Consider the following 17,240-nt stretch of genomic DNA (forward strand, 5'->3'; position numbering starts at 1 on the left):
TCTCCACCGTCAACTGATTCCGCGGCTCCCGGCGATCGACTTCGGTGAAGAAATCCCAGGTCAGAGGGGGTGGAGCGAAGTGGAGGGGGTGGGAGGCCCCGGTACGTCACGGGCGTGTCGGGAAGACGGCCCATGGCCGAACGATCATGAAATCGGCGGACCGGCGGCGATGTGACGCGGGCGCGGCGCGGCGGGCAGCCCGAAATGAGGTCTCATGCCCACATCGGGTCGCCCGGGAACTTCCGGCACCGTAATGTCGGTACCCACAATGAAAAGGGGCGCTAAAGCCCCGAAATATGACCCCCGGCGCAAAACCGCCGCACCCTCATGGAGGCCTGGTGGCAGTAACCCATGACGTCCCTCCCCGGCTCGACGAGCTGGTGGTCACGGCCCAGCGGATCCACCAGGCGATCGAGTCGGTGATCGAGGGCAAGGCCGACGTCGTCCGCCTCACCCTCACCGTTCTCCTCGCCGAGGGCCATCTGCTCATCGAGGACGTTCCCGGAGTCGGCAAGACCATGCTCGCCAAGGCGCTGGCGCGGTCCATCGACTGCCCGGTGCGCCGGATCCAGTTCACCCCCGACCTGCTGCCCAGCGACATCACCGGGGTCAGCGCATACAACCAGCAGACCAGGGAGTTCGAGTTCAAGCCCGGACCGGTGTTCGCCAACATCGTGGTGGGCGACGAGATCAACCGGGCCTCTCCGAAGACCCAGTCGGCGCTGCTGGAGTGCATGGAGGAGCGCCAGGTCACCGTGGACGGCTCGACCTACGTGCTGGACGGCCCCTTCATGGTGATCGCCACCCAGAACCCCATCGAGATGGAGGGCACCTATCCCCTCCCCGAGGCGCAGCGCGACCGCTTCACCGCCCGGATCGCGATGGGCTACCCCGGGGCGGGCGCCGAGCTGGAGATGCTCGACGTGCACGGCGCCGCCTCCCCGCTGGACAAGCTGGAGCCGGTGGCGACCACCGCCGAGGTGCGGGCGCTGATCGACGCGGTGCGCGCCGTCTACGTCTCCCAGCCGATCAAGAAGTACGCCGTCGATCTTGTGACCGCCACCCGCACCTCCCCCGACCTGCGGCTGGGCGCCTCTCCCCGGTCGACCCTGCAGCTGGTCCGGGCCGCTCGGGCGCACGCCGCGCTCTCCGGCCGCGACTACGTCATCCCCGACGACCTGCAGGAGCTGAGCGGTCCCGTGCTCGCCCACCGGCTGCTGCCCAGCGTCGAGGCCCAGGGCCAGCGCCGGATGCCCGAGCAGGTGGTGGCCGAGCTGGTCCGGCGGGTGCCCGTCCCCGAGGCCCCGGCCAAGTGACCTCGGGACTCAGGGCTCTGACGTCGCGCGGCCGGTCGTTCATCGCCTCCGGCCTCGCGGCGATGCTGTGCGCCGTCGTCCTCGGGGAACAGGACCTGCTCAGGATCGGCGTGCTGATCGCCGCCCTGCCGCTGCTGGCGGCCGTGGTGGTGGCCCGCACCCGCTACCGGCTGAGCTGCGCGCGGCGGCTGGATCCGCCCAGGGCCGAGACCGGCAGCGACGCCACCGTGACGCTCCGCCTGGAGAACATCACCCGGCTGCCGACCGGCCTGCTGCTGATCGAGGACACCGTCCCCTACGCGCTCGGGGCGCGCCCCCGGTTCATCCTGGACCGGGTGGAGTCCCGCGGCGTCCGGGAGATCGACTACCGGGTGCGCTCCGACCTTCGCGGCCGCTTCCCCATCGGCCCGCTGACGGTCCGGATCAGTGACCCGTTCGGCCTGGTGGAGCTGAGCAGGTCGTTCACCGTCAGCGACACCCTCGTGGTGACCCCGCGGGTGGTGGCGTTGCCGCACGTCCGCCTCTCCGGGGAGTGGAGCGGCGGGGGCGAGAGCCGTACCAGGAGCGTCGCCGCGGCCGGCGACGACGACGTCGCGCCCCGCGAGTACCGGCAGGGCGACGACCTGCGGCGTGTGCACTGGCGCTCGACCGCCCGGTACGGCGAGCTGATGGTGCGGCGCGAGGAGCAGCAGTGGCAGAGCCGCGGCGCGCTCCTGCTGGACACCCGCAGGTACGCGCACCGCGGCGAGGGCCCCCGCTCGTCGTTCGAGGTAGCGGTCTCGGCCGCGGCGTCCATCGGGGTCCACCTGGCCCGCGAGGGGCTGGGGCTGCGGCTGGTCACCGACCAGGGGGCCCAGCATCTGGACGACGTCGGGACGAGCTGGTCGCTGCTGGACGCCCTGGCCGTGGTGCGCACCGGTTCCTCCCGCTCGCTGGAGTACGGCGTGGGCGCCCTGCGGCAGGGCGGCGGCGACGGCCTGGTGGTGGCCGTGCTCGGCGGGATCGATGTGGAGCAGGCCGAGGCACTGGCCCGGCTCAGGCACGGGAACATGACCGGGGTGGCCGTGCTGCTGGACGTGGCCGGGTGGGAGCGTCCGGAGCTGGGCTCGAACGAGGAGTACCGGGCGGCGCAGGCCGTCCTCGCCGGGGCGGGCTGGCGCGTCGTGCGCCTGCCGTCCGGCGTCTCGATCGCCGACGTGTGGCCGGAGGCCGGGCAGCGCGGGCGGTTCGCCACCAGTGGAGGTGCCGTATGAGGCTTCAGGGACGGTTCGCACCCGGCGGGGCCGCCGCCGGGGCCGCCGGGGCGGTCCGCGACCGGTGGACGCCCCGCATGAGGTGGTCCGCACGGGGTGGAGGCGCGGCATGAGGCTCACCGTCGCGGCGGGCGCGGCCACCGGAGCGGTCGCGGTCGCTCTCTACCCCCTGTTCTCCGGCGGCGCCTGGTTCTGGTCGAGCCTCGGGGTGATCCTGGTGGTGACCGGGACCGGCCTGCTGGCCGGCCGCCACGCCCTGCCGGACTGGCTGGTGGCCCCGCTCCAGCTGCTGGCCGTCCTGATCTTCCTGACCGCGGTCTTCGCCCGGGACGAGGCGTGGGCCGTCCTGGTGCCCACCGTGTCGTCCGTGCGCGTGCTGGGCCGGCTGCTGGCCACCGGCTTCACCGACATCCAGCGCTACGCCGCCCCGGTGCCGGCGAGCCCCGGCATCGTCCTGCTGACCTGCGGCGGCGTCGGCCTGATCGCGATCGTCGTCGACCTGCTGGCGGTCCGGATGCGCCGGGCCGCGCTGGCCGGGCTGCCGCTGCTGACGCTGTTCACCGTCCCGGCGGCGGTGATCGCCGACCCGATCAACTGGCTGGCGTTCATCATCGCGGCCACCGGCTACCTCGGGCTGCTGGCCGCCGACGGGCGGGAGCGGATCAGCCACTGGGGCAGGGCGGTGCTGGTCCGCCGGGCCCCCTCCTTCGTCGCGCCGAGACCGTCCGACGCCGAGACGGGAACGCTGCGCATGTCGGGCAAGCGCATCGGCTTCGCCGCGGTCGCGCTGGCCGTCCTGGTGCCCGCGCTGCTGCCCACCCTGGAGCCCGACCCGCTGTTCGGTTTCGGCGTGGGCAACGGCAGGGGGCGGGGCGGCAACTCGATCAGCGTCTCCAACCCGATGGTCAGCATGCGGGGGCTGCTGTCGCTGCCGGAGAACTCCACCGTGCTGAGCTACACCAGCAGCGACGGCCTGTCCCGCTACCTGCGGACCTACGCCCTGGACGTCTTCGACGGCGAGCAGTGGACGATGTCGGAACCGCACGGCCGCCCCGAGGACCGCACCTCGGAGGGGCCGCTGCCCGCGCCGCCGGGGCTGGCCCCGGCCACGCCGGTCACCCGTGCCACCACCTCGATCACGGTGAGCGAGGACGTCAGTGGCATGAGCTTCCTGCCGCTGCCGTACCCCGCGGGCCGGGTCGACGCCGAGGGCGACTGGCGGCCCGACCGGGACACGCTCATGGTGTTCTCCACCAGCGACACCGCCGCGGGGCTGACCTACCGGGTCACCAGCGCCGAGCCCATACCCACCGCCGAGGCGCTCAAGGCCGCCGGGACCCCGCCGGACTCCGTCGGCGAGCGCTACCTGCGGCTGCCCCCGGACCTGCCGCGGGAGGTCCGGGCGCTGGCCAGGCGGGTGACGGAGGACGACGCGAGCCCGTACGAGAAGGCGATCCAGCTCCAGGAGTTCTTCACCAAGAAGGGCGGGTTCACCTACAGCCTCGCCACCCGGGGGCACACCGGCTCCGCGCTGGCGGACTTCCTGCTGCGCAGCCGGACCGGCTACTGCGAGCAGTTCGCCGCCTCGATGGCGGTGCTGGCCCGGATCCTGGGCATCCCCGCCCGGGTCGCCGTCGGCTACACCGGGGGCACCAACGTCTCCGGCGTCTGGCAGGTGCGCGCCCACGACTCGCACGCCTGGCCCGAACTGTACTTCGAGGGGACCGGCTGGCTGCGGTTCGAGCCCACCCCGGCCGGGTCGGCGGGCCAGGGCACCGCGTCGGTGCCCGTCTACACCCGCCCTCAGGTCACCACGGACGGCTCCGACCGGCCGGACTCCGCCCCGGAGACGGATTCGGGCGGCGCGGACACGCCGCGCGACCCCTCGGCCCGCTCCCGCGACGACCGGACGCTGCAGCGCGACCTCACCGGGGTGCCGGTCGCGGTGGACGAGGGCACGCCGGTCGCCGCCTGGGCCGGCCTCGGCCTGCTGGCCGTGCTGCTGGTGGCGCTGGTGCCGGCGGCGCTCCGCTGGGAGCTGCGCGCCCGGCGCCGCAGGTCCTTCTCCCGGGGCCCGGGCCGGCGGCCCGGGGAGCCCGGCGGCCCGTCCGCGACGGCGCCCGCCGAGGCGGCGGAGGCCCGGACCGGCCGCGGCGCCGCGGAGGGGGCGGTGCCGGCCGCCTGGGCCGAGCTGGACGACGTCCTGTGCGACTACGGCATGCGCCGGCTGCCGAGCGAGAGCCCCCGCGCCCTGGCCGGGCGGCTGGCCGGGCAGCACGGGTTCGACGCCGACGAGGCGGCCGCGCTGAGCAGGATCACCACCCTGGTCGAGCGGATGATGTTCGCCCGCACCCCCGGTGAGACCGGCCCCCTGCGGGAGGACCTGCGGCTGGTACGGCGGGCGCTGGCGGCCCGGGCGACGCGGGGCCGGCGGATCCGCGCGGTGCTGATGCCGCCGTCCACGCTCCTGCGGATACGCCGGGCGGGCGGGCGCCTGCTGGAGGCCGCCGAGCGGCTGGAGAGCGCGCGGCTGCGGCTGACGGCCAGGCTGGACGGCCTGACCGGCGGCCGGCTGACCGGCCGCGCCTGACCACGGGACCGGAACGGGCCGCCTCCGTCGAAGGAGGCGGCCCGTGGCGCGCCGGTGGGCGGGGGGCCGCCCAGACGCGGGTTCCGTGCCGCGGACTCCGGTCACGCCGGAGGCCCACGGGACGGAACCTGACGATCAGAACCCGGCGATCGAACCTAGCGATCGTCGTGCCGGCGGCGCCAGCGTTCCTCCATCCGCTCCATGAAGGTCTGCCGGGGCCCCGGATGACGGACCGCCCCGCCCTTCTGCCGGCCCGGCTTGGCCCCTGGGGCGTCACCGAAGCCGTTCATCCGCTTCCAACTCGACAGACCCCAAAGACACGCGGCGAGCATGACCACGAAACCGCCGACACCGATGGGGATCTCATTGATCACGACGCCGACCATCAGAAGGGCGATGCCGAGGACGAAGCCGATGGAGGCTTTCACCAGGCGGCGCCGGTAATGGCTGCGCGGGTCACTGATCCTGACGGTGTTGGCCCACTTCGGGTCCTCGGCGTAGAGGGCCTGCTCGATCTGTTCGAGCAAGCGCTGCTCGTGCTCAGAGAGCGGCACGGCGCCTCCCAAGGACGGCCCCAGGACGGGGAAGACGGTGACGGACGACACGGGGTGTCCGAACCTCGCGGTCGGTTATCCCCAGAATACGAGGCTGTAGACGTAGACGAAAGAAAACGTCCAACGTAGTCCAAACCGGAGGTGACGTCATAGATCTATTTCATCAAACGGAGGGCGGACAAGAGAAGCCGGGAGCACCACATCCCGTCCGAACCTGCGGGCCGCCCGGTCCATGGCCCGCTCCGCCTCCCGCCAGCCCTTCTCCCGCTCGTCCAGCCCGAGCTGCCGGGGGGTGTCGGCCGCGGGGCGGAGGTTCTCCACCCGCACCCCGACCAGCCGCAGCGGCGTCCGGACCAGGCCGGAGGCGGCGTACAGCTCGCAGGCGACGGTGTAGAGGTCGCGGGCGACGTCGGTGGGCTCCCGCAGGGTCCGCGACCGGGTGATGGTGCTGAAGTCGGCCCGGCGGAGCTTGACGCCGACCGTGCGGCCCACGTGACCGCCCTCGCGCAGCCGGGCCGCGACCCGCTCCGACAGGCGCAGCAGCTCGCGGCGGATCTCCACCGGGTCGCCGACGTCTGTGGCGAACGTCTCCTCGGCGCCGATGCTCTTGTCGGGCACGTCGGCCCGCACCGGGCGCGGGTCACGCCCCCAGGCCAGCTCGGCCAGGTGCGTCCCGGCCGCCTGGCCCAGCTCGCGCCGCAGGGTGTCGACCGGGGTGTGGGCGAGGTCGCCGACCGTCTTCACGCCGAGCCGTACCAGGGAGCGCTCGGTGCGCTCGCCGACGCCCCACAGGGCCGCGACGGGCAGGGGGTGGAGGAAGTCGACGACCTCACCGGCGGGGACCACCAGCAGGCCGTCGGGCTTGCAGTGCTGGGAGGCGAGCTTCGCCACGAACTTGCTGCCGGCCACCCCGACGGAGCAGGTGATCCCGTGCTCCCGGACGACCTGCTCGCGGATCGCCGCGGCGATCACGGCGGGGCGGCCGAGGCGCTTGCGGGCCCCGCCGACGTCGAGGAACGCCTCGTCGGAGGCGATGGGCTCCACGTCGGGGGTGATCGAGCGGAAGATCTCCATGACGCCGCAGGAGACCTCGGTGTACTTGTGCCGGCTGGGCGGGATGACCACCGCCCGGGGGCAGAGCCGGCGGGCCCGGGTCATGGGCATCGCCGAGTGCACCCCGAACCGCCTGGCCTCGTACGTCGCGCTGAGCACCACGCCCCGCGCGCCGGGGTCGCCGATGATGACGGGGACGCCGCGCAGCTCGGGGCGCTCGCGCAGCTCGACGCTCGCGTAGAAGGCGTCCATGTCGACGTGCAGGATCGGGCAGCCGGTGTCGTCGGTGCCCAGCGCCGGCCCGGGACGTGGCACCTGCTGTTTCCTCGACACCCCGCCATCCTATGGGAACAGGCGTTCGGCACAACCCTCATCGGTGACCGAGGACGTGCAACTGGGTCGCGATGTCCCGGAGCACCGGGTGCGCGGCGGCCGCCTGCTCCAGCGCGACCAGCGCGCGGGCCGCGCCCGGCTCGCCGTCGAGCAGCCGGCTGGGGACCAGGTCGGCGAAGATCCGCACGCCGTGGGCGTCGCCGGGGGCGAAGCCGGCCCCGGCGAGGAGCCGTGACAGGGCCTCGCGGGTGAAGCGCCGGGGCGTGGGGTCGCGGTCACCCCAGCGGCCCTCGGGGTCGTCCAGGACCTCGCGGGCCTCGTCGAACCGGCCGGCGACCGAGCGGTGCAGCGCGGCGGCGACCGGGTTGGCGGCCAGCACGCTGATCACGCCGCCCGCGCGCAGCAGGCCGCCCATGGCGGCGAGCGCCCCCGCCGGGTCCTCGACGTACTCCAGCACGCTGTGGCACAGCACCAGGTCGGCGGAGCCTGCCGGGAGCAGGTCGCCGAGGTCGGCGGCGTCGCCCTGCAGGGCGCGCACGCCCACGCCCGCCTCCGCGGCGCGCCGTTCCAGGGCCGCCAGCGAGTCGGGGCTGGGGTCGACGACCGTGACGGCGTGCCCCAGTTCGGCCAGCGGTACGGCGAAGCCCCCCGTGCCGCCCCCGGCGTCGACGATGTCGAGCCGGTCCCGGCCGGTCGCGGACGACCGTTCGGCGAGCACCGTCCGCAGGACGTCCCAGACCACGGCGGTGCGGACCGCCGGGGTGCCTGACTGCCGTGAAGTGCCTACGGCGCGCAACTTCTGATCGCCTCCCTATGGCCTGTGACGAGCCCAGCCTACGGCCCGGACCCGGGTGCGGCCCCGGCGGCCTCCGGGGAACCGGGGGCCGCGGGGGTCCGCGAGGGGGCCGGCGGGCTCGCGCCCTACAGCGCCAGGGAGGGCTTGAGCTGCTTGAACCGTGCCATCAGGCCGTTGACGAACTGCGGCGACTCGTCGGTGGACAGCTCCGAGGCGAGACCGACCCATTCGCTGATGACGACGCCCTCGGGGACGTCGGGCATCCACAGCAGCTCGTAGGTGCCGCCGCGCAGCAGGTTGCGGTCGACCGCGGGCATGCGGTCGAGGGTCCAGCCCTCGGAGTACGTCGTGATCAGCTCGTCGATGCGGTCCCGGTGGCGGCACACGCCCTCGACGATCGCCGCGGTGTACTCGTTGACCGGCGGGTCGGCCCGCTCCAGGCGCTCGGCGAGGATCTTGAGGGGGTCCTCGCCGCGCGCCTCCGCCTCGAACAGGATGTCCAGCGCGCGCCTGCGCGCCTTACCGCGTGCCGACATCAGGCGCGGCCGAGGTAATCGCCGGTGCGGGTGTCGACCTTGACCTTCTCGCCGGTCGTGATGAACAGCGGCACCTTGATCTCGGCGCCGGTCTCCAGCGTGGCGGGCTTGGTGCCGCCGGTGGAGCGGTCGCCCTGCAGGCCCGGCTCGGTCTCGGAGATGGTCAGCTCGACGGCGGCCGGGAGCTCGACGTACAGGACGTTGCCCTCGTTGATCGCCACGGTGGCGAGCATGTTCTCCAGCAGGTAGTTCGCGGCGTCGCCGACCGCGACCCGGGAGACGTGGAGCATGTCGTAGGTCTCGGTGTCCATGAACACGAACTCTTCGCCGTCCATGTAGGAGAACTGCATCTCCCGCTTGTCGACGTTGGCCACCTCGACCTTGACGCCCGCGTTGAAGGTCTTGTCCACGACCTTGCCCGACAGGATGTTCTTCAGCTTGGTGCGGACGAACGCACCACCCTTGCCGGGCTTGACGTGCTGGAACTCCACGACGGTCCAGAGCTCGCCACCGTCGAGCTTGAGCACCAGGCCGTTCTTGAGGTCGTTCGTCGTCGCCACTAGTTTCTCCTGCGTACGGCCGCTCTTAAAGGACAAGCAGCTCTTTGGTCGTCCGTGTGAGAAGTTCCGGTCCGTCATCACGCGTCACGAGCGTGTCCTCGATGCGGACGCCGCCCCTGCCCGGTATGTAGACCCCGGGCTCAACGGTGACCGGCACTCGATCCTCTAGTCTAGCGTGCTCGCGCCCTGGCTCGGCCTTCGCTGCGGCCGGGGCCGGGGACAGGAACGGCACCTCGTGGATCTCCAGCCCGACGCCGTGACCGAGGCCGTGACCGAAGTGCCCGCCGTGGCCGGCCGCCGCGATGAGGTCGCGGGCGGCGGCGTCCACCTCGTGGACGGAGACGCCCGGCCGTACGGCCTCGCGGCCCGCGCGCTGGGCGGCGCGGACCAGGTCGTACAGCTCGCGCTGCCAGCCGGCGGGCTCGCCGATCGCCACCGTCCGGGTCATGTCGGCGTGGTAGCCGCCGTGGCGCGCCCCGAAGTCCATCGTGACGAGGTCGCCGCGGGCGAGGGGCCGGTCCGAGGGCGAGTGGTGCGGGATGGAGCCGTTGGGCCCGCTCGCCACGATCGTGGCGAAGGCGGGCGCGTCGGCGCCCAGGTCCGCCATGTGGCGCTCCAGCGCCCGCGCGACCTCCCGCTCGGTCAGGCCGGGCCGCAGCGCAGGCAGCAGCTCGGCGAACGCTCCGTCGGTCAGCTCGCACGCGGTGCGCAGCAGGCCGATCTCCTCCTCGTCCTTGACCCGGCGCACCGACTCCACCAGGCCGGACAGCCGCAGCAGCTCCCCGCCCAGCGCGAAGTAGGCGTCCGCCGTCATCCGGTGGGCCTCGACCGCGAGGCGGCCGGGCGGCGAGTCCGCCAGGGCGGCCGCGGCGAGGACCCCGGCGACGTCGCGGTCCTCGATCACCTCGACGTCGGGGCAGAGCCGCCGGGCGGTCTCGGCGTAGCGGGAGTCGGTGGCGAGCGCGGCGCGGGCGTCGGCCCGGACCAGCAGGGCCGCGTTGGAGCTGTCCAGGCCGGTCAGGTAGCGGACGTTGACGCCGCCGGTGACCAGGATCGCGTCCGCCTCGCGGGCGGGGAGCAGGGCCGCCAGCCGCTCGCGGCGCCGGGTATGAGTGACGGTCATCACGGCATGGTATTGCCCGTTCCGCGGCTCTCTCCGCGCCGCCCGGCCGGGGCGGGGTGCGGCGCCGTACGGAGGTCACCCGCGTGCGGGCCCGGATCGTCCGGGACACCGGGGCGCGCGGGACGGCCGGTACGCGCGCCGGGCACCGGCCGCGGGACGCGCGGAGGGCGGGCCCCGGCGGACCGGGACCCGCCCTCCGGCGGGGTGCGTCAGGCCGGCAGGGGCTCGGCCCGGCCGGGGGTGGGAGCGGGGGCGGGGGCGGGGGCCTCGTCCAGGGACTGCGGCGGGGCGTTGAGGACCGCCTCGTCGAGCCTGCCCTCGGAGCGGGCCACGATGACCGGGACGACCATCTGGCCGGCCACGTTGGTGGCGGTGCGGATCATGTCGAGGATCGGGTCGATGGCCAGCAGCAGGCCGACGCCCTCAAGCGGCAGGCCGAGCGTGCTGAGGGTGAGGGTGAGCATGACGATCGCGCCGGTCAGGCCGGCGGTGGCGGCGGAGCCGACCACGGAGACGAACGCGATCAGCAGGTAGTCGCCCACCCCGAGCGGGACGCCGAACACCTGCGCCACGAAGATCGCGGCGAGGGCGGGGTAGATCGCGGCGCAGCCGTCCATCTTGGTGGTCGCCCCGAACGGCACGGCGAAGGAGGCGTAGTCGCGGTCCACGCCGAGGCGCTCGGTGGTGACGCGCTGGGTGAGCGGCATGGTGCCGACCGAGGAGCGGGAGACGAAGGCCAGCTCGATGGCGGGCCAGGCGTTGCGGTAGAAGGTCAGCGGGCTGACCCTGCCGGCGAGGGCCAGCAGCAGCGGGTAGCTGACGAGGAGGACCAGGGCGCAGCCGATGTAGACGCCGGCGCTGAACTTGGCGAGGGGGGCCAGCAGGTCCCAGCCGTAGGTGGCCACGGACTTGCCGATGAGGCCGGCGGTGCCGATCGGGGCCAGCCGGATGATCCACCACAGGGCCTTCTGGACCAGTTCGAGGACCGACTGGCTGATGTCGAGGAACGGCTTGGCCTTCTCCCCCACCGCGATGGCGGCGGCGCCGAGGGCGGCCCCCAGGAAGACGATCTGCAGGACGTTGACCTCGGTGAAGGAGGTCACGATGTTGGTCGGGATGATGCCGGTCAGGAAGTCGACCCAGGTTCCGGCGCCCTCCAGGTCGGGGGCCTTGGCGCCCGCGGTGGAGATGGTGACGCCCTGGCCGGGGTTGAGCAGCAGCCCGAGGCCGATGCCGAACGCGACGGCGATCAGTGAGCTGCCCAGGAACCACAGCAGCGTCTTTCCGGCCAGCCGGGCGGCCCCGTTGACGTTGCGCAGGTTGGCGATGCTGACGATGACGGCGGTGAAGACCAGCGGCGGGACGGCCAGCTTGAGGAGCTGGACGAAGATCTTGCCGACCTCGGTCAGGGTGGCGGTGAGCCAGGCGACGTCGCCGGCGCGGGCGACGAAGCCGAGGACGAGGCCGACGGCCAGGCCCAGCAGCAGTTGCAGGGAGAAGGAGAACTTCTTCATGGTGAGACTTTCCGGAAGAAGGCACGCCGGGGCGGACACGGTCGTGCCGGTGAGGAGAAGGGGGTGATCGGGGGTGGACCGGGTTCAGCGACAGAGACGGCTGCTGGTACGGCACAGATCGACGTGCAGCCGCTCGACGAGCCACACGATCACCGGGAAGAACCTCACGAGGGGGTAGAACCGGCACATTCGCCACACAATTCCCCCTTTCCCTGTGATCCACCTCACATTTCATGGAAGATAAGGGGGTTTGTCAATACTCCGGGTTCCTCAGGGAACGACTCCGGGTCCCCAAGGAACGACGAGGGGCCCGGCCGGAACCGGGCCCCTCGGAGATCGCCCACGCCGAAGGCCCTCCCCCGCGTCCTCACCCGGGCGCGGAGCCTCAGGAGATCACCGGAGCGGCGGACGCGGGAGCGGGCTCACAACGGGAACTGCGCCTCCACCTCCCGGTCGACGGCCGCGCTCATGGGCGAGTAGCGGGCGTAGAACTCCCTGCCGCACTCGAGGTCGTCGAGCGCGTCCTCGATCTCCTCGGTGAGGTACGGCCTGGCCTGCGCGGGCGTGAGCTCAGGCCAGGACTTTCCCTGTTCCTTCCCGAACCTGCCGACCTGCGCCAGCGCGGCCTTTCTCCCCCTGTCGGCCAGGTGGCTCGGCGTGAGCGAGGTGATCGTGTAGCCCTTGCCCCTGAGGCAGGCGCCGAACGGCTTGGCCAGACTCACCAGCCGGGCGTCGCCGTCGAGCCGCTGGACGGTGAGCCGCTTCTTGAGCTCGATGTGCTTCATGAGCACGTCCATCCGGTTCTTCACGTCCTTGTTCAGGACCGCCTTGAACGCCTTGGCCAGGCAGGCATCCTCCGCCGCCTTGTAGGCGTCGAACTGCGTCTCGTTCATGCGGGCCCCCGGGTTGGGGTCCTCCCCGCGCTCCTCGACGACCAGCGCGCCCGAGGCGGAGTCGTCGGGATAGACGAACTGGGCGAAGATCCGGTAGCCGTACTTCGTCCTGACCTCCTTGGCCGCGGCGTAGTCGCCGGCCTCGGCCTTCCTCTGCGTCTCCGTCTCCTTGGGCCCGGACTCGACGAACGGGGTGTACTTGAAGCCCTTCTGCTTCATGCAGCCGGCCTTGAACCGCTCCAGCTTCCACTTCGTCTCCTGCGCCGCGTCGGCGGTGGCCGGAGCGGCGGGGCCCGGCGCCGCGGCGGCGTGTCCGGTCAGTACGGCGAGCGTCAGGGCGGTCGTGACGAGCACTCTCATGAGATCTCCAAGGGAATGTCGCGCCGGAGGATCGGCGCGGGACGGTTCTGCGGTGCCCGCGCGCCACCAGGACCGCGGTGACGGCGGGGAGAAGGAATGTCGCGCCGGAGGATCAGCGCAGGGCGGTTCTACGGTGCCCGCGCGCCACCATGACGGCGGTGACGGCGGGGAGGGCGAGCAGGGCCCAGTAGGCCAGGTGCCGCACGGTCAGGTACGGCCCGTGCTCGGCGAGCGCCACGGTGACGGCGAGCAGGTGGACCAGGGCCGCCACCCCCCAGCGCGGGTCTCTCGCCAGGCGGGCCGCCCAGACGGCCAGGACCAGCAGCCCCGGCTCGACGACCGCCCGGACCACGCCGACGGGGAAGACCGACTCGCCCATCAGGACGGGACCCGCGCAGAGGGCGGGCGCGACCGCGAGCCACCACCAGGAGCGCGTCCTCAGCGGACGGGCGCCCGCCGCCAGCACGAGCGACCCGGCGAGGGTGAGCGCGTAGGAGAGGGCGACGACCTGGGGGCCGGTGGTGGCGAACAACCCCTCGTGGGGCCGGAGGCCGGACTCGATCGGCATCAGGGCGTGGTCGAACAGGGGAACCCCCGCCGCGATCGCCGTGGCCTTCGCGCCGGTGAGGAGCAGGAGGGGCAGGGCCGGCCGTACCCGCCCCCGCAGGACGGCCAGTACGGCGAGGGCGGACAGGGCGGTCCACAGCGGGATCGCGGCGGCGAAGGGGAGCAGCGCGGCCAGGTTCGCGACGGCCAGCGCGGTGACCCCCAGGTGCAGGCCGTCGCGCCGGGCGGGCCCCGTCGCCGCGTGCTCGACGCGGGTGCGCAGCCCGCCCATCAGCAGACCCAGGGCCTCCCTGGGCTCGGGCCTGCGCCGCCCCGGTTCCGCCGTGTCGAGCAGGACGTCGACGAGCTCGTCGCCGTGCGCCCTGCGGTAGCCCGCGGGATAGGCCAGGAGCAGCCTGCGGTAGCCCCGCTCCAGCCGCGTCACGCGAGGGCCGTGCGGTCGAGGACCAGGGCGGCCGCCTCGTTCATGCGCCTGGCCTCGCTCCTGGCGATCGCCGCCCCCTCGTCGGTGATCCGGAAGTAGCGGCGGGCCCGGCCGTTGACCGTCTCCTCACGGTCGACGACGAGCACTCCCCGGGCGGCGAGGCGTTCGAGGATGGCGTAGAGGGTGCCGACCGTCGGCCGGACCCGGCCCGCCGACAGCTCGCCGATCCGCTTGAGGATCGCGTGGCCGTGCAGCGGGCCGTCGAGCAGCGCGGCGAGCACGAAGTACATCGGCTCGCTCACCTCTGATGATCTTCTGGGCACGACCGAGACCATACTCTGTTCAACAGAGTATGGCAACGGGCCGGCCGGCCTCCGGCGCGCGGAACGTCAGGCGGTGAGGTCCCTGACCTTCTCGATGAGCCGGACCCGCTCGGCGTGCGTGCGGCCCAGCGGGGCCACGTTGATCGTGGTGACGCCCGAGTCCCGCATCACCGCCAGGCGCTCGCGGACGTGGCTCTCCGGGCCGATCAGCGACATCTGCTCCAGCAGCTCGTGCGGGACGAGCGCGGCGGCCTCGTCCTTCTTACCGTCGAGGTAGAGGTTCTGGATCTGCTCGGCCTCCCTCTCGTAGCCGTAGCGGCGGGCGAGGTCGTTGTAGAAGTTCTTGCCCTTGGCGCCCATGCCGCCGATGTAGAGGGCGGCCATCGGCCGGCCCAGCTCCAGCCACTCCGACACGTCCTCGCCGATGGCCAGCGGCGCCTGGGCGATGACGTCGAGCTCACCCAGGGCCGGGTCACGCCTGGCCTTTCCCGCGGCCAGCGACGCCCCCCAGACGTCGGCGGCCTTCTCCGGCATGTAGAAGATCGGTTCCCAGCCCTCCGCCAGCTCCGCGGCCAGCTCGACGTTCTTGGGCCCGATGGCGGCGATCACGATGGGGATGCGGTCCCTGACCGGGCGATTGATGATCTTCAACGGCTTGCCCAGGCCGGTGCCCTGGCCGGCGGGGAGCGGGACGTTGTAGTACCTGCCCTCGTAGGTCAGGCGCTCGCGCTTCCAGACCCGGCGGCAGATCTCCACGACCTCGCGGGTACGGCCCAGCGGCGCGGTGTACGGCACGCCGTGGAAGCCCTCGATCACCTGCGGCCCCGAGGCGCCCAGGCCCAGGGTGAAGCGGCCGTCGGAGACGTAGTCCATGCCGGCGGCGGTCATCGCCAGCAGGGTCGGGGTGCGGGAGTAGATCGGCAGGATGCCGGAGGCGATCTGCAGCCGCTCCGTCCTGGCCGCGATGTAGCCCATCTGGCTCACCGCGTCGAAGCTGTACGCCTCGGCCACGAAGACGATGTCGAGTCCCGCCTTCTCGTAGTCGGCCAGTTCGGCCACCGTCTCCTTGAAACCCCCCGAGTAGTTCAGGGCCATGCCGATGCGCATCGTGAGATCGTCCTTCCGCCCGCGTCCGGGCCCGCCCGCGGGCCTTTTTTCCGGATCGCCCGGCCTCCCGGACGGCCCGGGAGAACCGAATGATGTTCCGTTGTCTTCGCGGGACAGGCTATCGACTCACCGGCCTGCCACCAAGCGCCCCCCTTCCCGCCGCGAAGCGGGTAGCGTACGCGTTTCGGGGCAGTAGAGGATCATCATCAGACGGGCGGGGAGCGGTGCTGTGCTCGAGCGGGTGATCATCGTGTTGGCGGGAGCGCTCGCCCTGGTCCTCGGCGGCCACGGACTCCTGCCGGATCTCGGCGGGTTCACGCCGGTGCTGGAGAGCGGGCTGCCCTGGCTCGGCGTCGCCGTGCCGTTCCTGCTGCTGGGCGCGCTGCCGGCCCGCTCGTGGAAGGCCGTCGCCGCCGCGCTGGTCCCGGCGACCGTGTGGGGGGTCATGTTCGGCCCCGCCCTGCTGCGCAGGCCGCCCGGCGGGCCGAGCGACCTGTCGGTCGCCACGCTCAACGTGGGAGTGACCAACGCGGCCTCCGGGCGGGCCGTACAGCGCCTGGCCGAGGGCAGGGACCTCGTCGCGCTGCAGGAGCTCACCCCGGGCGGCCCGGCGGCGAAGGCCCTCGGCGAGACCTTCCCGTACCACTACCAGGTCACGACGGTGGGCCTGTGGAGCCGGTTCCCGATCGTCGAGGCCCGCAAGGCGGACATCGGCCTGGACTGGGCGCGGGCGCTGCGGGCCGTGGTGAACACCCCCAAGGGCAGGGTGACCGTCTACGTCATGCACCTGGCCTCGGCCCGTCCCGGCGAGACGGACCTGCGCGACAAGAACCTCTCCTACGTCCGGCGGATCGTCGACGCCGACGACAGCCGGCGACTGCTCCTGCTCGGCGACCTCAACACCGCCACCACCGACCGCAACCGCTCCGGCCTGGTGCCCCCGCTGCTGGACGCCCAGCAGGAGGCGGGGTCGGGGCTCGGCTTCACCTGGCCGGCGTCCTTCCCCGTCACCCGGCCCGACCACATCCTCTACCGCGGCCTGACCGCCACCGGCGCGGCCGTCGAGGAGGCCGCGGGCAGCGACCACCGCGCGGCCGTGGCCACCCTGCGCTTCTAGGCTCTGTCCACGGGAGGTCCGGGAGGTCCCGAAAGGTCCCAGGCGGTTCCGGGAGCCCACCGGAGGTCCCGGAGGTCCCGGAGGTCCGGGAGCTTCCGCCCGGATCACGGCCGTGACGGCGCGGCACGCGGCACGGCCCACGGCGTACGGCACGGCCCGCGCCGTCCGGCGCGGGTCACCGCTCCCGCAGCGCCGACAGGTCGGCCGAGGTGTCGATGTCGGCCGGATCGCCGACGTCGTCACAGGCCACCGGGACGACCAGTTCGGGGTGGGCCCGCAGGAACGGCCGGGCGCCGACGTCGCCGGTCGCCATCGCGGCGACCCGGCCGAAGTGCTCCCTCGCGATCAGCACCGGGTTCCGCCGCGCCCCGCCGTAGACGGCGACGGCCACCGACGCCCCCTGCCGCGCCGCCCGGATCAGCCGCCGCACCGCCTCCGGCCCGACGAACGGCTGGTCCACCAGGGCGATCACCACTCGCTCGGCGTCGTCCGGCAACGCGGCCAGGCCGGCGCGCAGCGAGGAGCCCATGCCGGTGCGCCACCCGGGGTTGCGCACCGTCACCGCCCCGCGCACCTGCGCGGCCGCGGCCCCGAGCACGACGACCACCGGGTGGCAGCCGCCCTCGCGCAGCGTCCGCACCCCGCGGTCGACCAGCCGCTCCCCCCGGAACTCGACCAGGGCCTTGGGCGTGCCGAGCCGCGAGCCCGCCCCGGCCGCCAGCAGCAGCCCGGCGGTGACCGGCTCGGCGGACCCGCCCGGCTCCCGGAGCCCCGGATCCCGGATCCGTGGATCTCGGATCCCCGGGCCCCCGAGATCCGGG

17 protein-coding genes are annotated in these 17,240 nt (G+C 73.2%); 4 read left to right on the top strand and 13 right to left on the bottom strand.

All coding sequences use genetic code 11. The features are described from left to right. Window positions 1–296: 296 nt before the first annotated feature. The 3 genes from ACZ6W9_RS06090 (at window position 297) to ACZ6W9_RS06100 (ending at window position 5,159) form a co-directional block, all read left to right on the top strand. Complete coding sequence (locus ACZ6W9_RS06090; RefSeq protein ID WP_389954714.1) at window positions 297–1,316, top strand: AAA family ATPase; 1,020 nt, start codon at window positions 297–299, stop codon at window positions 1,314–1,316. Continuing rightward, window positions 1,313–2,569 carry a DUF58 domain-containing protein gene (locus ACZ6W9_RS06095; RefSeq protein ID WP_389954717.1) on the top strand — a complete coding sequence of 419 codons (1,257 nt, stop codon included), beginning with the start codon at window positions 1,313–1,315 and terminating at the stop codon, window positions 2,567–2,569. The genes ACZ6W9_RS06090 and ACZ6W9_RS06095 overlap by 4 nt, the downstream gene beginning before the upstream one ends. A 109-nt stretch (window positions 2,570–2,678) precedes the next feature. Further along, window positions 2,679–5,159, top strand: coding sequence for a transglutaminase TgpA family protein (locus ACZ6W9_RS06100; RefSeq protein ID WP_470116814.1), 2,481 nt, complete (start codon window positions 2,679–2,681; stop codon window positions 5,157–5,159). A 155-nt stretch (window positions 5,160–5,314) separates the two neighbouring features. Here the strand turns inward: ACZ6W9_RS06100 and ACZ6W9_RS06105 are convergent, their stop codons facing one another. The 12 genes from ACZ6W9_RS06105 to ACZ6W9_RS06160 form a co-directional block, all read right to left on the bottom strand. After that, a complete protein-coding gene (locus ACZ6W9_RS06105) occupies window positions 5,315–5,713 on the bottom strand; it encodes a DUF3040 domain-containing protein (RefSeq protein WP_362934677.1) in 399 nt (132 codons plus the stop codon). A gap of 147 nt (window positions 5,714–5,860) precedes the next feature. Next, window positions 5,861–7,099, bottom strand: coding sequence for a DNA polymerase IV (dinB, locus tag ACZ6W9_RS06110; RefSeq protein ID WP_470116815.1), 1,239 nt, complete (start codon window positions 7,097–7,099; stop codon window positions 5,861–5,863). Between the two features lie 37 nt (window positions 7,100–7,136). Further along, window positions 7,137–7,895: a methyltransferase domain-containing protein gene (locus tag ACZ6W9_RS06115; RefSeq protein WP_389954727.1), complete on the bottom strand. Its 759-nt coding sequence runs from the start codon at window positions 7,893–7,895 to the stop codon at window positions 7,137–7,139. A gap of 125 nt (window positions 7,896–8,020) precedes the next feature. Further along, window positions 8,021–8,431 carry a transcription antitermination factor NusB gene (gene nusB / locus ACZ6W9_RS06120; RefSeq protein ID WP_362934668.1) on the bottom strand — a complete coding sequence of 137 codons (411 nt, stop codon included), beginning with the start codon at window positions 8,429–8,431 and terminating at the stop codon, window positions 8,021–8,023. Beyond that, a complete protein-coding gene (efp, locus tag ACZ6W9_RS06125) occupies window positions 8,431–8,991 on the bottom strand; it encodes an elongation factor P (protein ID WP_389954730.1) in 561 nt (186 codons plus the stop codon). Before efp ends, nusB begins: the two co-directional genes overlap by 1 nt. A 25-nt stretch (window positions 8,992–9,016) precedes the next feature. Beyond that, window positions 9,017–10,114 (bottom strand): M24 family metallopeptidase, encoded by a 1,098-nt coding sequence (locus ACZ6W9_RS06130; RefSeq protein ID WP_389954733.1) that lies wholly within the window; start codon window positions 10,112–10,114, stop codon window positions 9,017–9,019. A gap of 209 nt (window positions 10,115–10,323) precedes the next feature. Next, window positions 10,324–11,628: a dicarboxylate/amino acid:cation symporter gene (locus tag ACZ6W9_RS06135; protein WP_470116816.1), complete on the bottom strand. Its 1,305-nt coding sequence runs from the start codon at window positions 11,626–11,628 to the stop codon at window positions 10,324–10,326. Window positions 11,629–11,712: 84 nt separating this feature from the next. Further along, window positions 11,713–11,817 (bottom strand): putative leader peptide, encoded by a 105-nt coding sequence (locus tag ACZ6W9_RS06140; protein WP_362934656.1) that lies wholly within the window; start codon window positions 11,815–11,817, stop codon window positions 11,713–11,715. A gap of 233 nt (window positions 11,818–12,050) precedes the next feature. Then, window positions 12,051–12,881 (bottom strand): hypothetical protein, encoded by an 831-nt coding sequence (locus tag ACZ6W9_RS06145; RefSeq protein WP_470116817.1) that lies wholly within the window; start codon window positions 12,879–12,881, stop codon window positions 12,051–12,053. A gap of 112 nt (window positions 12,882–12,993) precedes the next feature. Next, window positions 12,994–13,872 carry a hypothetical protein gene (locus tag ACZ6W9_RS06150; protein WP_389954742.1) on the bottom strand — a complete coding sequence of 293 codons (879 nt, stop codon included), beginning with the start codon at window positions 13,870–13,872 and terminating at the stop codon, window positions 12,994–12,996. Then, window positions 13,869–14,174, bottom strand: coding sequence for a PadR family transcriptional regulator (locus ACZ6W9_RS06155; protein WP_470116818.1), 306 nt, complete (start codon window positions 14,172–14,174; stop codon window positions 13,869–13,871). The genes ACZ6W9_RS06150 and ACZ6W9_RS06155 overlap by 4 nt, the downstream gene beginning before the upstream one ends. 87 nt (window positions 14,175–14,261) lie before the next feature. Continuing rightward, window positions 14,262–15,302, bottom strand: a complete 1,041-nt coding sequence (locus tag ACZ6W9_RS06160; protein ID WP_389954746.1) for an LLM class F420-dependent oxidoreductase — start codon at window positions 15,300–15,302, stop codon at window positions 14,262–14,264. A 241-nt stretch (window positions 15,303–15,543) separates the two neighbouring features. On the opposite strand from ACZ6W9_RS06160, the gene ACZ6W9_RS06165 reads away from it, so the two are divergent. Beyond that, complete coding sequence (locus ACZ6W9_RS06165) at window positions 15,544–16,419, top strand: endonuclease/exonuclease/phosphatase family protein (protein ID WP_389954748.1); 876 nt, start codon at window positions 15,544–15,546, stop codon at window positions 16,417–16,419. A 175-nt stretch (window positions 16,420–16,594) separates the two neighbouring features. Here the strand turns inward: ACZ6W9_RS06165 and ACZ6W9_RS06170 are convergent, their stop codons facing one another. Continuing rightward, entirely contained in the window at window positions 16,595–17,203 is a 609-nt protein-coding gene (locus ACZ6W9_RS06170; RefSeq protein WP_470116892.1) for a nucleotidyltransferase family protein, read from the bottom strand. Between the last annotated feature and the right edge of the window lie 37 nt (window positions 17,204–17,240).

It is taken from the genome of Streptosporangium sp. NPDC053982 (assembly GCF_055585205.1).